The sequence below is a fragment of the Pseudomonas sp. BMS12 genome (assembly GCF_001592875.1).
In the GTDB taxonomy this organism is placed as follows: Bacteria; Pseudomonadota; Gammaproteobacteria; order Pseudomonadales; family Pseudomonadaceae; genus Aquipseudomonas.
The window spans coordinates 120,998-134,230 of record NZ_LSOF01000007.1; the positions used below are offsets into that span (position 1 = coordinate 120,998).

Annotated in this window: 15 protein-coding genes; 5 read left to right on the forward strand and 10 right to left on the reverse strand. The window is 66.0% G+C overall.

Annotation, left to right across the window (positions count from 1 at the left end; all coding sequences use genetic code 11):
- Nucleotides 1-252 (forward strand): YMGG-like glycine zipper-containing protein (locus tag AYB31_RS08020; RefSeq protein ID WP_442961796.1); only part of this gene is annotated, 252 nt, incomplete at its 5' end.
- Between the two features lie 49 nt (nt 253-301).
- Here the strand turns inward: AYB31_RS08020 and AYB31_RS08025 are convergent.
- The 5 genes from AYB31_RS08025 to AYB31_RS08045 all read right to left on the reverse strand — a co-directional run bounded on the left by AYB31_RS08025 (nt 302) and on the right by AYB31_RS08045 (nt 4,087).
- Nucleotides 302-1,648: a DUF1329 domain-containing protein gene (locus tag AYB31_RS08025; RefSeq protein WP_068827495.1), complete on the reverse strand. Its 1,347-nt coding sequence runs from the start codon at nt 1,646-1,648 to the stop codon at nt 302-304.
- Nucleotides 1,649-1,806: 158 nt separating this feature from the next.
- Nucleotides 1,807-2,478 (reverse strand): tRNA (guanosine(46)-N7)-methyltransferase TrmB, encoded by a 672-nt coding sequence (gene trmB, locus AYB31_RS08030; RefSeq protein WP_236715521.1) that lies wholly within the window; start codon nt 2,476-2,478, stop codon nt 1,807-1,809.
- A gap of 134 nt (nt 2,479-2,612) precedes the next feature.
- A complete protein-coding gene (locus tag AYB31_RS08035) occupies nt 2,613-3,404 on the reverse strand; it encodes a thiazole synthase (protein ID WP_068827500.1) in 792 nt (263 codons plus the stop codon).
- A gap of 17 nt (nt 3,405-3,421) precedes the next feature.
- A complete protein-coding gene (gene thiS / locus AYB31_RS08040) occupies nt 3,422-3,622 on the reverse strand; it encodes a sulfur carrier protein ThiS (RefSeq protein WP_068827502.1) in 201 nt (66 codons plus the stop codon).
- A gap of 93 nt (nt 3,623-3,715) precedes the next feature.
- Nucleotides 3,716-4,087: a DUF423 domain-containing protein gene (locus AYB31_RS08045; RefSeq protein ID WP_068827504.1), complete on the reverse strand. Its 372-nt coding sequence runs from the start codon at nt 4,085-4,087 to the stop codon at nt 3,716-3,718.
- A 66-nt stretch (nt 4,088-4,153) separates the two neighbouring features.
- On the opposite strand from AYB31_RS08045, the gene mtgA reads away from it, so the two are divergent.
- Nucleotides 4,154-4,897 carry a monofunctional biosynthetic peptidoglycan transglycosylase gene (gene mtgA / locus AYB31_RS08050; RefSeq protein WP_068827507.1) on the forward strand — a complete coding sequence of 248 codons (744 nt, stop codon included), beginning with the start codon at nt 4,154-4,156 and terminating at the stop codon, nt 4,895-4,897.
- 24 nt (nt 4,898-4,921) lie between these two features.
- Here the strand turns inward: mtgA and AYB31_RS08055 are convergent, their stop codons facing one another.
- The 5 genes from AYB31_RS08055 to ftsY all read right to left on the reverse strand — a co-directional run bounded on the left by AYB31_RS08055 (nt 4,922) and on the right by ftsY (nt 9,660).
- A complete protein-coding gene (locus AYB31_RS08055; RefSeq protein ID WP_068827510.1) occupies nt 4,922-5,509 on the reverse strand; it encodes a hypothetical protein in 588 nt (195 codons plus the stop codon).
- Nucleotides 5,510-5,567: 58 nt separating this feature from the next.
- Nucleotides 5,568-6,422, reverse strand: a complete 855-nt coding sequence (gene rpoH, locus AYB31_RS08060; protein WP_068827512.1) for an RNA polymerase sigma factor RpoH — start codon at nt 6,420-6,422, stop codon at nt 5,568-5,570.
- A gap of 114 nt (nt 6,423-6,536) precedes the next feature.
- Nucleotides 6,537-7,547: a permease-like cell division protein FtsX gene (gene ftsX / locus AYB31_RS08065; RefSeq protein WP_068827514.1), complete on the reverse strand. Its 1,011-nt coding sequence runs from the start codon at nt 7,545-7,547 to the stop codon at nt 6,537-6,539.
- The gene (gene ftsE / locus AYB31_RS08070) at nt 7,544-8,212 is read right to left on the reverse strand and encodes a cell division ATP-binding protein FtsE (protein WP_068827516.1); all 669 of its coding nucleotides are present in this window, start codon (nt 8,210-8,212) and stop codon (nt 7,544-7,546) included. Before ftsE ends, ftsX begins: the two co-directional genes overlap by 4 nt.
- On the reverse strand, nt 8,209-9,660 hold the full coding sequence (gene ftsY, locus AYB31_RS08075; RefSeq protein ID WP_068827518.1) for a signal recognition particle-docking protein FtsY: 1,452 nt from the start codon (nt 9,658-9,660) through the stop codon (nt 8,209-8,211). Before ftsY ends, ftsE begins: the two co-directional genes overlap by 4 nt.
- Nucleotides 9,661-9,788: 128 nt before the next feature.
- On the opposite strand from ftsY, the gene AYB31_RS08080 reads away from it, so the two are divergent.
- Genes AYB31_RS08080 through rsmD form a run of 3 tightly spaced genes read left to right on the forward strand, consistent with a single transcriptional unit; the run spans nt 9,789 to nt 13,218 of the window.
- Nucleotides 9,789-11,156: a M16 family metallopeptidase gene (locus tag AYB31_RS08080; RefSeq protein ID WP_068827520.1), complete on the forward strand. Its 1,368-nt coding sequence runs from the start codon at nt 9,789-9,791 to the stop codon at nt 11,154-11,156.
- Nucleotides 11,153-12,631, forward strand: a complete 1,479-nt coding sequence (locus AYB31_RS08085) for a M16 family metallopeptidase (protein ID WP_068827522.1) — start codon at nt 11,153-11,155, stop codon at nt 12,629-12,631. Before AYB31_RS08080 ends, AYB31_RS08085 begins: the two co-directional genes overlap by 4 nt.
- Nucleotides 12,631-13,218, forward strand: a complete 588-nt coding sequence (rsmD, locus tag AYB31_RS08090; RefSeq protein ID WP_068827524.1) for a 16S rRNA (guanine(966)-N(2))-methyltransferase RsmD — start codon at nt 12,631-12,633, stop codon at nt 13,216-13,218. The genes AYB31_RS08085 and rsmD overlap by 1 nt, the downstream gene beginning before the upstream one ends.
- The last annotated feature ends 15 nt before the right edge of the window (nt 13,219-13,233 follow it).

Sequence of the window (13,233 nt, forward strand, 5' to 3'; positions counted from 1 at the left end):
AGTGCGGTCGGCGCGGACAAGCGCAACCGGACCGAGGCGGCGATAGGTGGCGGCATCGGCGCGGCCGGCGGCCAGGTGATCGGCAGCAAGGTCGGCGGCAGCACCGGTGGCGTGGTCGGCGCGGCGGTGGGTGGCGGTGCCGGCGGTGCGCTGGGCAACTACTACGGCGACGATCATGACGATGACAATCGTCACTACAAGAAGCACAAGAAGCACCACAAGAAACACAAGGGTCATCACGACCACGACTGAAACGAAAAAGCCCGCTGAACGCGGGCTTTTTCTTGCCGACCAGTCGGACTCAGATGCCACCGCTACGCAGCGCGGCAGCGGTGAAGTCGCTCTTCTTCAGCTGCACGTTGTAGTCGTACATCGGCTCGTTGTTGTCCAGGCCGTCGACGAAGTAACGGTCACCCTTGAAGTCGTAGATGGTCTCCAGGGTGCTGGCGAACACCGGCACATCGTAGTAGCTGATCGGATGGGCTTCCTGCAGGCCGATCAGGTCGCCATTCTTGTCGTACAGGTCGACAGCGAGGATCTGCCAGCTGTCCTCGTCGAGATAGAAGCGGCGCTTGGCGTAGGGGTGGCTGAAGCCCTTGCGCAGGTCGGCCTCGACGACCCAGACACGGTGCAGTTCATGGCGCAGCAACTCGGGGTTGATGTGCGACTTCTGCAGGATCTTGTCGTAGGGAATGCCCTTCTGGTGCACGGCATAGCTGTTGTAGGGCATGAGCATTTCCTGCTTGCCCTGCAGGGTCCACTCGTAGCGGTCCGGCGCGCCGTTGTAGGTATCCACCACGTCGGCGGTGGCCATGCCACTGGTGTCCGGCTGCATGGCGTCATAGGCGAGCATCGGCAGGCGACGCACGCGACGCTCGCCACGGCTGAAGCGCCAGGCCTTGCGGATCGCCAGCACCTGGTCGAGGGTCTCCTGCACCACCAGGGCGGAACCGGCCAGCTTGCTCGGCGCGGTGATCACGTACTTGTAGTAGAACAGGGTGTTGTCCAGGTCGCCGGGGGTCATGCCTTCGCGGCCGTAGACGAACATGATGTCGCGGTCGCGCTTGAGCAGCACGTAGCTACCGCCGGTCAACACCACCGCCTGGTTGGTTTCCATGCGCAGCTGCTCGCCGCGATAACGGGTGATGTGGTTCCAGATGGCTTCCTGGCCATTCTGCGGAATCGGGAAGGGAACCCCTGCCGCGGCGCCCTCGATGCCGTTACCGCCGGAAATCAGCGAGGCATTGGTGGCATTGAAGCGAGTGGCGTCGTAGATGCGCTGGGGCGAGGCCGCGCTGCGACGGGTGGGGAACACGCGCAGGAAGTAGTCCGGATTGCGCTCCAGCAGCTTCTGGTAGGCCGGCGTCAGCTGGGCCTTGTACTGGGCAATGTTGTTCCTGTCGACCCGGTACAGTTCGGTATCGGCAGCAAAGGGGTCCGGATGGTGCATCCCAGGCTGATAGTTGGCCGGCGGCGTGGCCACGCCACCTTCCCACGGCGGAATGGTACCGGCGGCATTACCGGCACGCTCGCCGCCCAGTGGCATCAGATCCTGGCCCAGGCGCGCGGCCTGGGTCGCATCGACACGGGCGTGCGCGGGCAGGGACACAGCGGCTGTCAGCGACAGGACTGCAATAGTTCTCAGCACAACGTTCTCCTCGCGGCACTCTGAGGCGCCGCTGCTCTTATTCGTACGACCAGTGTAGGTCGCGCATGCAGATTGCCGTTGGTGGGTGAGGCAGAAGCCATCCTGGCGCCGGGTGGTCCCGGTCAAGTTGGCCACGCGTCCTGCGCGGCCTTGCATGATCATTCGCTACGTTGGAACTTGAGGTCCCAGACCCCGTGACCGAGGCGCTCACCGCGCTTCTCGAACTTGGTGACCGGGCGCTCGCCGGGGCGCTCGACGTAACCGGCCGCGCCGGCAAGGTTATGGTAGCCCGGCGCCAGCGACATGACTTCCAACATATGTTCTGCGTATGGCTGCCAATCGGTGGCCATGTGCAGCACACCGCCGACCTTGAGCTTGCTGCGCACCAGCTCGGCGAAGGCCGGCTGGACGATGCGGCGCTTGTGGTGACGCGCCTTGTGCCAGGGATCGGGGAAGAACAGCAGCACGCGGTCGAGGCTGGCATCGGCCACGCAGTCGCGCAGCACTTCCAGGGCATCGCAGCTGTAGACGCGGATATTGCTCAGATTCTGCGTGAGCATGCCGTTGAGCAGGGCGCCGACGCCCGGCTTGTGCACTTCCACGCCGATGAAGTCCTGCTCCGGCGCGGCGGCGGCCATCTCCAGGGTGGCGTGGCCCATGCCGAAACCGATTTCGAAGGTGCGCGGCGCGCTACGGCCGAACACCTGGTCGAAGTCGCGCAGGCCGTCGGCCAGCTCAAGGCCGTACTTCGGCCAGCCTTGGTCAAGGCCGCGCTGCTGGCCCTCGGTCATGCGCCCGGAGCGCATGACGAAACTCTTGATGCCGCGCAGCGGCCGCTCGGCAGCGCCTTCGTCTGCGGGTTCTATTACTTCGCTCATCGGATTCTCTTGGAGCCTGTTTAGGGTTCGCGAGCCGGAGCCCGCGCTCAACAACGCAGGGCCGACTCGCAGCGAATCAAGGGCTCTTACTTGATCAAGCCGTCCAGCGGCGAGGATGCGCTGGCGTACAACTTCTTCGGCATGCGTCCGGCTAGGTAGGCCATGCGCCCGGCGATGATTGCGTGCTTCATTGCCGCACCCATCAGGATCGGGTCCTGGGCATGGGCGATGGCGCTGTTCATCAGCACCGCTTCGCAGCCCAGCTCCATGGCGATGGTGGCATCCGACGCGGTGCCCACGCCGGCATCGACCAGCACAGGAACGGTCGCCTCTTCGAGGATGATGCACAGGTTGTAGGGGTTGCAGATACCCAGACCCGTGCCGATCAGGCCGGCCAACGGCATCACCGCGATGCAGCCCATCTCGGCCAGCTGGCGGGCGATGATCGGGTCGTCGCTGGTGTACACCATCACGTCGAAACCTTCCTTGACCAGCACTTCGGCAGCCTTGAGGGTTTCGATCACGTTGGGGAACAGGGTTTTCTGGTCGGCCAACACTTCCAGCTTGACCAGTTTGTGGCCATCGAGCAGCTCGCGGGCCAGGCGGCAGGTACGCACCGCCTCGGCGGCGTCATAGCAGCCAGCGGTGTTGGGCAGGATGGTGTACTTGTCCGGCGAGATCACATCCAGCAGGTTCGGCTCGCCCGGGTTCTGCCCGATATTGGTCCGGCGCACGGCCACGGTGACGATCTCGGCACCCGAAGCCTCGATGGCCAGGCGGGTTTCCTCGAGGTCCTTGTACTTGCCGGTACCCACCAGCAGGCGCGACTCATAGGTACGCCCGGCCAGGGTGAAAGGCTTGTCGATGATGGCACTCATGGCAGTTCCTCGGGCGACTAGCCGCCGCCGATGGCGTGGACGACTTCCAGCTGGTCGCCGTCGTGCAGGACGGTGGCGCCGTGCTGGCTGCGCGGCACTATGTCCAGGTTGAGCTCGACCGCCACGCGCTTGCCGGCAGCATCCAGGCGCACGAGCAGGTCGGCGACGGTGGCGCCATCGGGCAGCTCGAAGGATTGACCATTCAACTGGATGTGCATGGTTAGGCAGTCAGAACATGAAGGGGTCGGCATTCTAGCCCGATAGCGGGCAGCGACCAAGGCGCCGACACACCATTTGTCCGCTACCCCGGCTCAGCGTGCGCGCCAGGCCGCCAGCCCCAGGCATAGCCAGCCGGCGAGGAAGCACAGCCCGCCCAATGGCGTGATCATGCCGAGCTTGCCGATACCGCTCAGAGCCAGCAGGTAGAGACTGCCGGAAAACAGCAGGATACCGACCGCGAACAGGTTGCCGGCCACCTTGAGCAAGCGCCCCGGCAGGCGTTCGGCCAGCAGTGCCACGCCAAACAAGGCCAGGGCATGAATCAACTGGTAGTGCACGCCGGTCTGGAACACCGCCAGGTACTGCGCACCGAGCTGGCCTTTCAAGCCATGCGCAGCAAAGGCGCCCAGAGCCACACCGGTGAAACCAGCCAGGGCGGCCAACAACAGAAAAACGCGCAACATGATTCACTCCCGGACGACGGCGACGCGGCCGCTATAATGGCCCGCTCCCCAGGACCGGGCCAAGCCATGTTGCGCAATCTGTTTCGCCGACTGACCAAACTGCTGCTGTGGCTAGCCGCAGGCAGCGCCCTGATAGTACTTGCCCTGCGCTGGATCGACCCGCCGGGCACGGCCCTGATGATCGAGCGCAAGGTGCAGTCCTGGACCGACGACCAGCCCATCGACCTGCAGCGCAGCTGGCGGCCCTGGAGCGAACTGCCGGACGACCTGAAGATCGCGGTCATCGCCGGCGAGGACCAGAAGTTCGCCGAGCACTGGGGCTTCGATGTCGCAGCCATTCGCCAGGCCCTGGCCCATAACGCCGAAGGCGGCAACCTGCGCGGAGCCAGCACCATCAGCCAGCAGGTGGCCAAGAACCTGTTCCTCTGGTCCGGCCGCAGCTGGCCACGCAAGGGCCTGGAAGCCTGGTTCACCGGGCTGATCGAGCTGCTCTGGCCGAAGCAGCGCATCCTCGAGGTGTATCTCAACAGTGTGGAATGGGGCGACGGCGTATTCGGCGCCGAAGCGGCCGCACGTCACCACTTCAAGGTCGGCGCGCCCTACCTGTCGCGCCAGCAGGCCAGCCTGCTCGCTGCCGTGCTGCCCAACCCGCGCGCCTGGAGCGCCAGCCGGCCAAACGCCTACGTGCAGCGCCGCGCCGCCTGGATTCGCCAGCAGAGCTACCAGCTGGGCGGCAGCCATTACCTCAACCAGCTGTCTGCGTCGCCATCCCTGCCGCAGTGGTGGCCTGACTGGTTACCGAAGCTCTGAGCAGCGCCCGAGCGAGCGCAGCCGTCAGTGCTGCAGCAAACGCTTGGGCACGACGCGTAGCAGGCGCAAACGATCGCCCTCGATATGCGCGGTCAGCCCCTGCTGCGGGTAGACCCAGGCCTCGCCCTTGGGCAATTGCAGACGCAGACGCGGCTCCCCCAGGCTGGCGCTCAGTGCCGTTGCCATTACCCTGTGCTGCGGCAGCAGGTTGAGCCCTTCGATATGCTGCCCGGACAGCTGCTCCAGCATTCCCGCCGAGAGCGGCTGTTCCGGATCATTTGGCCGCGCACCACTGACCTCGGTCAGGCTGGCGCGCTGGTTATCGCTCAGGTCCAGCTCGCCCTCCACTTGCCAGCGATCCCGCTCGCCTCGCAGCAGCAGGTGCGGACCATCCATGCGTGGCTGCAGCCACAGTTCGGCATTGGGTAGGAACTGGCTCAGCTGGGCAACCGTCAGGCGCTCATCGAACTGCGGACGAAAGAGCTCGGCATCCCACTGCTGCATCTGCGGCAATGGCTCGGCCTGCTCGCGCGGCAGCAGCAGCCAATAGCCGAGCAGACAACTGGCCACAGCCACGCAAGTGAACAGCAGAGCAGGTGGACGACGCTTCACGAGCAAACTCCGGGCAGAAAAAAGCCGCACCAGGGTGCGGCTTTTCAGGTGATGCAACTTACGCCTGGATCGAGCCTTTCAGCTTGTTCATGGCGTTCTTCTCCAACTGGCGAATGCGCTCGGCGGAGACGTTGTACTTGGCGGCCAGGTCGTGCAGGGTCGCCTTCTCCTCGGCCAGCCAGCGCTGCTGGAGGATATCGCGACTACGCTCGTCCAGGCTTTCCAGCGCCTCGTGCAGGCTGGCGCTGGAGCTATCACTCCAGTCGGCCGCCTCGAGCTGCATGGCCGGGTCGTAGCGATGGTCTTCGAGGTAGTTGGCCGGCGACTTGAAGGCACTTTCATCGTCGTCTTCCGCCGCCGGGTCGAAGGCCATGTCATGGCCCGACAGGCGGCTCTCCATCTCACGCACTTCGCGCGGCTCCACGCCCAGGCTCTCGGCCACGGCATGCACTTCATCGTTGTTCAGCCAGGCCAGACGCTTCTTCTGGCTGCGCAGGTTGAAGAACAGCTTGCGCTGCGCCTTGGTGGTGGCGACCTTGACGATGCGCCAGTTGCGCAGGATGAACTCGTGAATCTCGGCCTTGACCCAGTGCACGGCGAAGGACACCAGGCGCACACCCATTTCCGGGTTGAAGCGCTTGACAGCCTTCATCAGGCCGACGTTGCCTTCCTGGATCAGGTCAGCCTGGGCCAGGCCATAACCGGCATAGCTACGGGCGATATGCACGACGAAACGCAGGTGGGCCAGCACCAGCTGGCGCGCGGCCTCCAGATCCTGCTCGTAGTAGAGACTCTCGGCCAGCTCGCGCTCCTGCTCGACGGAGAGCAGCGGGATGCTGTTCACCGCATGCACATAGGCCTCCAGGTTGGCGCCTGGGACTAGGGCATGTACAGGTTGCAGAGAAGTGGTCATCAAAAACCTCCGGTATTACAGGGCTCGCGCAGTCTAGCACTGCACTTTCAGAGCAGGGAACCCGTGCAAAAGTTCCGTTACAGATGCTCTGATTACGACAAAAATTATCAACTGTTACCGTGGCGCCAGCTCACTCAGGTGCCGTGCCACGGCCAGCCAGGCGCCAATATAGCCGAGGAACAACGCCCCCAACAGTAGCGACAGACCATCGGCAGCCGGTACGCCGCCCAGAGCGAAATCGCTGCCGTAGAGCCCAGCCAGGCGCACCACGGCACCATTCAGCCAGTCCAGCCCGAAGGCCAGCAGCGCCCAGGCGAGAAGCCCGGCACCGATGCCGTACAGCGCGCCCATATAAAGGAAGGGCCGGCGTACATAGCCATCGGTGCCGCCGACCAGCTTGATCACCTCGATCTCGCTGCGACGGTTCTCGATGTGCAGGCGAATGGTATTGCCGATCACCAGCAACAGGGCCATGACCAGCAGCAGGGTCAGGCCGAAGACGAAGCGGTCCCCAAGGCCGAGAATGGCGCTCAGGCGCTCCACCCACTGCAGGTCGAGCTGCGCCTGGTCGACGCCGGGCATCTCGCTGAGCCGCTCGCGCAAAGCCTCCAGACGCGCCTTGTCGATCTCCTTGGGGGTCACGACCACCACGGCCGGCAACGGATTCTCCGGTAGCTCGCGCAGCGCCTGGCCCAGCCCGGACTGTTCCTCGAAAGCGGCCAGGCCGGCCTCGCTGCCGATGAACTCGGCCTGGGCGACATCCTCCAGGTCGGCGATTTCGTCGCGCAACTGCAGACCGGCGTCGTCACCAGCCTGCACTTTCAGGTACAGGGAAATCTGCGCCGCCTTCTGCCAGGAGCCACCCAGACGCTCGACATTGTCCAGCAGCAGCGCCAGGCCCATGGGCAGGGACAAGGCAACGGCCATGACCAGGCAGGTGAAGAAACTGCCGATGGGCTGACGCACCAGGCGACTGAGGCTATCGATCAGGCTGGCGCGGTGGCTTTCCACCCAGGCGGCGAACAGGGCGGAGAACTCCGGGCCTTCCTTGATCGGCTTGTCGGCCTTGGCCTGGACCGCGCCAACCCGCTCGGCGGCCTTGATATTGCGCTGCGGCTCGCTCATGCGGCCTCCCCGTCGCCGATCAGGCGACCGCGCTGCAGGGTCAGCATGCGGTGACGCATACGCGCGATCAGCGCCAGGTCGTGGCTGGCGATCAACACCGTGGTACCGAGGCGGTTGATGTCCTCGAAGACACCCATGATCTCGGCGGCCAGGCGCGGGTCGAGGTTGCCGGTGGGCTCGTCCGCCAGCAGCAGGGCCGGGCGATGCACCACGGCACGGGCGATACCGACGCGCTGCTGCTGACCGGTGGATAGGTCGGCCGGGAACTGTTCGGCCTTGTCGCTCAGGCTGACGCGCTCCAGCGCCGAGCTGACCCGCTTGGCGATGTCCGGCTTGGACAGTCCGAGGATCTGCAGCGGCAGGGCGACGTTGTCGAACACCGAGCGGTCGAACAGCAACTGGTGATTCTGGAACACCACGCCGATCTGCCGGCGCAGGAAGGGGATCTGCGCATTGGTGATCTGCGACAGGTCCTGACCGGCCAGCAGCAGCTTGCCGCTGGTCGGACGTTCCATGGCCAGCAGCAGGCGCAGCAGGGTGGATTTGCCCGCACCGGAATGGCCGGTAACGAAGAGGAACTCGCCGCGACGCACGCGGAAACTCAGTTCGTGCAGGCCGACATGGCCGTTGGAATACCGCTTGCCGACTTGCTCGAAACGAATCATGCGCGCTCCCTTTCCGCAAACAGAGCCTGAACGAAATCCTCGGCGACGAAACTGCGCAGGTCGTCGATGCCCTCGCCGACGCCGATATAGCGGATCGGCAGGCCGAACTGCTTGGCCAGGGCGAAGATCACCCCACCCTTGGCGGTGCCATCCAGCTTGGTCAGGGCCAGGCCAGTAAGGGTCACGGCCTGGTTGAACTGCTTGGTCTGGTTGATGGCGTTCTGCCCGGTGCCGGCATCCAGCACCAGCAGCACTTCGTGCGGCGCCGTGTCGTCCAGCTTGCCAATCACCCGACGGACCTTCTTCAGCTCCTCCATCAGGTTGTCCTTGGTGTGCAGGCGTCCGGCCGTATCGGCGATCAGCACATCGACGCCACGGGCCTTGGCGGCCTGGACGGCGTCGAAGATCACCGAAGCGGAGTCGGCGCCAGTGTGCTGGGCGATCACCGCGATGTTGTTGCGTTCGCCCCACACCTGCAGCTGCTCGACAGCAGCGGCGCGGAAGGTGTCGCCAGCCGCGAGCATGACCTTCTTGCCCTCGCCCTGCAGCTTCTTGGCCAGCTTGCCGATGGTGGTGGTCTTGCCGACGCCGTTCACGCCGACCACCAGGATCACGTAGGGCTGTTTCTCGGCGGGAATCTGCAGCGGCTGCTCGACCGGCTTGAGCAGGCCGGCCAGCTCCTGCTGCAGGGCCTGGTACAGCGCGCCGCTGTCGGCCAGTTCCTTGCGCGCCACGCGCTTGGTCAGGCTGCCGATGATGGCGGTAGTGGCTTCAACACCGACGTCAGCCATCAGCAGGCGGGTTTCCAGCTCTTCGAGCAGGTCGTCGTCGATGGCCTTCTTGCCGAGGAACAGGCTGGCCATGCCCTCGCCCAGGCTGGCGCTGGTCTTCGACAGGCCCTGCTTGAGGCGGGCGAACCAGCCGCCCTGATTGTCGCCAGGCTTGTTCTGTTCGGCCTGTACCGGCGCGACCTCGACCGGCGGCTGCGGTTCAGGCTGAACCACGACCGGCACGGGCTGCTCATGCACCGGATGGGTGACTTCGCTGCCGGCATTGATGCGGAAGCGCGAAAAGGCCGGCTTGGCCTCCTCCGGCGCAACGGCCGGGGCGACTGCCTCGGCGACCGGGGATGGAGGCGGCTCCACGGGGGCAGCCGACGCAGGCTCGGCGACCGGGACGACCGGCGCCTGCTGCGCAGTGCTGGCCGCCGGAGCCGGAGCCGGAGCCGGAGCCGGCTCGATGATGGGGGTGGCCGGGGAACTGGCAACCGTGTCGGGCTGCGCTGCCGGCTCAGGTACCTCCGGCGCGACGGCCGGTTGCTCGGCTTGCGGGGCCGGGGCTACAGGCGCGGAGGGCTCTTCCTGCGGTTTCTTGCGCAGCCAGCCGAACAGGGATTTCTTTTCGCCGGCGTTATCCGGCGAGGGCTTGTCGTCGTTGGAACCAAACATGGGTCTTGGGCATCTCAGGGGAGCCGCACGGCGAGCCGCGCCGCCCCGGAAAAGGATGCGGTATCCTAGCACCTCTTCGCCCGCCGGCGGTACGACCGCCCGGGCCGCCTGACAGGTCAAGACTCCCTATGCCATCACTCGCCCGCCGCTGCGCCGGCCTGCTCCTCATTACCCTGTGTGCGCCCCTGGCCGCACTCGCCGCGGAGCCGCAAGCCACCCACGAATTCCAGCTGGACAACGGCCTCAAGGTCATCGTCCGCGAGGATCACCGCGCCCCCGTGGTGGTCTCGCAGATCTGGTACAAGGTCGGCTCCAGCTACGAGACGCCTGGCCAGACCGGCCTGTCCCACGCCCTCGAACACATGATGTTCAAGGGCAGCCGCAAGCTCGGCCCAGGTGAGGCTTCGCGCATCCTGCGCGAGCTCGGCGCCGAGGAAAACGCCTTCACCAGCGACGACTACACCGCCTATTACCAGGTGCTGTCGCGCGACCGCCTGGCCGTGGCCCTGGAACTGGAGGCCGACCGCCTGGCCAGTCTCAAGCTGCCCGCCGACGAGTTCGCCCGCGAGATCGAGGTGATCAAGGAAGAACGCCGCCTGCGCACCGACGACAAGCCCACCGCGCTGGCCTACGAGCGCTTCAAGGCCATGGCCTACCCGGCCAGCGGCTACCACACTCCGACCATCGGCTGGATGGCCGACCTCAAGCGCATGACGGTCGACGAGCTACGCGCCTGGTACCAGGCCTGGTACGCGCCGAACAACGCCACCCTGGTGGTGGTCGGCGATGTCTCCAAGGAAGAAGTACAGGGCCTGGCCGAAAAATACTTCGGCGCCATTCCGCGCCGCGCCGTACCGCCCGCCAAGGCCCCGCTGGAACTGGCCGAGCCCGGTGAACGGCGTATCAGCCTGCACGTGAAGACCCAGCTACCCAGCCTGTTGATGGGCTTCAACGTGCCCGGCCTGGCCAGCGCCGCCGATGCCCGCCAGGTACATGCCCTGCGCCTGCTCTCGGCGCTGCTCGACGGCGGCTACAGCGCACGCCTGCCGGCACGCCTGGAGCGCGGCGAGGAACTGGTGTCCGGCGCCTCGGCCTGGTACGACCCCTTCGCCCGCGGCGACAGCCTGTTCATGCTTTCCGCGACCCCCAACGTGCAGAAGGGCAAGACCCTGGAGCAGGTCGAGGCTGGTCTGTGGCAGCAACTCGACGAGCTCAAGCAGAACCCGCCCAGCGCCGAGGAACTGGCCCGCGTGCGCGCCCAGGTGATCGCCGGCCTGGTCTACGAGCGTGACTCCATCACCAGCCAGGCCACCACCATCGGCGAACTGGAGACCGTCGGCCTGTCCTGGAAGCTGATGGACCAGGACCTCGCCGCCCTCGAAGCCGTCACCCCGGCCGACATCCAGCAGGCCGCACAGATCTACTTCACCCGTACGCGCCTGGCCGTCGCCCATATCCTGCCCGAGAGCAAAGCCGCACAAGGAGAACAGCCATGAGCGAGCGCAATGGCATGCGCTACGGCCTGCTCGGCCTTGGCGTGATCGCGCTGGTCGGCACCCTGACCCTGATCGCCAGCCGCCCTGCCGAAGCCCCGACGCCGGCAGCGGCGCCGACCACCCAACTGGAGTCCCTGGCCCAGCTCAACGGCCAGGCACCGAGCAAGCGCACCCTGGATATCCAGCAGTGGCAAACGGCCGAAGGCGCCAAGGTGCTTTTCGTCGAGGCCCGCCAGCTGCCGATGTTCGACCTGCGCCTGACCTTCGCCGCCGGCAGTAGCCATGATGACGGCGTACCCGGCCTCGCCGCGCTGACCAACGCCATGCTCAACGAGGGCGTGCCCGGCAAGGACGTCACCGCCATCGCCGAGGGCTTCGAGGGCCTCGGCGCCGAGTTCGGCAACGGCTCCTACCGCGACATGGCCGTCGCCAGCCTGCGCAGCCTCAGCGAACCGGCGCAGCGCGCACCGGCACTGGCCCTGTTCAAGCAGGTGATCGGCCAACCGACCTTCCCCGCCGACTCCCTGGCACGGATCAAGAACCAGTTGCTGGCCGGCTTCGAATACCAGAAGCAGAACCCCGGCAAGCTGGCCGGTCTGCAGCTGTTCGAGCGCCTCTATGGCTCGCACCCCTATGCCCACCCCAGCGAAGGCACCGAGCAATCGATCCCGCCGATCACCATTGAACAGCTACGTGTCTTCCACCAGCGCGCCTATGCCAGCGGCAATGTGGTCATCGCCCTGGTCGGCGACCTGTCGCGCGCCGAGGCCGAAAGCATCGCCGCCGAGGTCTCCGCAGCCCTGCCCAAGGGCCCGGCGCTGCCGCACATCGCGCAGCCGCAGGAACCCAAGGCCGGCCTCAGCCATATCGAGTTCCCATCCAACCAGACCCACCTGCTGCTGGCCCAGCTCGGTGTCGACCGCCGTGAGCCGGATTACGCTGCCCTATCCATCGGTAACCAGATTCTCGGCGGCGGTGGCTTCGGCACCCGCCTGATGGAGGAAGTGCGCGAGAAGCGCGGCCTTACCTACGGCGTGTACTCCGGCTTCAGCGCCATGCAGGCGCGCGGCCCGTTCATGATCAGCCTGCAGACCCGTGCCGAGCAGAGCGAAGGCACCCTCAAGCTGGTGCAGGACATCCTGCGCGACTACCTGGCCGAGGGCCCGACCGAGAAGGAGCTGGACGACGCCAAGCGCGAGATGCTCGGCAGCTTCCCGCTGAGCACCGCGAGCAACGCCGACATCGTCGGCCAGCTGGGCAGCATGGGCTTCTACGACCTGCCGCTGACTTACCTGGACGATTTCATGGCCGCCGTGCAGAAGCTCAGCGTGGAGCAGGTCAAGGCCGCCATGAACAAGCACCTGGATGCCGACCAGCTGGTGATCGTCACCGCCGGCCCCACCGTCGAGCAGAAGCCCCTGCCGCCGCCCACCGACAAACCCGCCGAGCAGCCCGCCGGCGTCCCGGAGCACTGATGCGCAAGCCCAGCAAGAAACCCGAACCCGCCGCCAGCGGCCAGTTGCGCATCATCGGCGGCGAATGGCGCAGCCGTCAGTTCAGCTTCCCCATGGCCCACGGCCTGCGGCCGACGCCGAACCGGGTGCGCGAAACCCTGTTCAACTGGCTGGCACCCTATGTGCCGGGCGCCCATGTGCTGGACTGCTTCACCGGCAGCGGCGCGCTGTTTCTCGAAGCCCTGTCGCGCGGCGCCAGCAGCGCCCTGGCCCTGGACAGCAACAACAGCGCCATCGCCAGCCTGCGCCAGACCCTGACCACGCTGAAGTGCGACAACGGCCAGTTGCTGCAGACCAACGCCCTGCAGTACCTGGAAAACCAGGCGGCCACGCCCTACGACCTGGTCTTCCTCGACCCGCCCTTCGGCCAGGACCTGCTCGGCCCGGCCTGCAATCTGCTGGAAGAGAAAGGCTGGCTGGCCGCAGACGCCTGGATCTACACCGAAAGCGAGGCGCCCCCCTCGGCCCTGACGCTGCCCGGCAACTGGCGCCTGCACCGCGAGCAGAAAGCCGGTCAGGTGTACTACTCGCTGTGGCAACGCGGCTGAGCTGGCGCGAAGAAG

Coding starts and splice junctions, on each gene's coding strand:
- AYB31_RS08035 (WP_068827500.1), bottom strand. CDS start 3,404: ATGAGTGCCATCATCGACAAGCCTTTCACCCTGGCCGGGCGTACCTAT.
- thiS (WP_068827502.1), bottom strand. CDS start 3,622: ATGCACATCCAGTTGAATGGTCAATCCTTCGAGCTGCCCGATGGCGCC.
- AYB31_RS08045 (WP_068827504.1), bottom strand. CDS start 4,087: ATGTTGCGCGTTTTTCTGTTGTTGGCCGCCCTGGCTGGTTTCACCGGT.
- mtgA (WP_068827507.1), top strand. CDS start 4,154: ATGTTGCGCAATCTGTTTCGCCGACTGACCAAACTGCTGCTGTGGCTA.
- rpoH (WP_068827512.1), bottom strand. CDS start 6,422: ATGACCACTTCTCTGCAACCTGTACATGCCCTAGTCCCAGGCGCCAAC.
- ftsX (WP_068827514.1), bottom strand. CDS start 7,547: ATGAGCGAGCCGCAGCGCAATATCAAGGCCGCCGAGCGGGTTGGCGCG.
- ftsE (WP_068827516.1), bottom strand. CDS start 8,212: ATGATTCGTTTCGAGCAAGTCGGCAAGCGGTATTCCAACGGCCATGTC.
- ftsY (WP_068827518.1), bottom strand. CDS start 9,660: ATGTTTGGTTCCAACGACGACAAGCCCTCGCCGGATAACGCCGGCGAA.
- AYB31_RS08080 (WP_068827520.1), top strand. CDS start 9,789: ATGCCATCACTCGCCCGCCGCTGCGCCGGCCTGCTCCTCATTACCCTG.
- AYB31_RS08085 (WP_068827522.1), top strand. CDS start 11,153: ATGAGCGAGCGCAATGGCATGCGCTACGGCCTGCTCGGCCTTGGCGTG.
- rsmD (WP_068827524.1), top strand. CDS start 12,631: ATGCGCAAGCCCAGCAAGAAACCCGAACCCGCCGCCAGCGGCCAGTTG.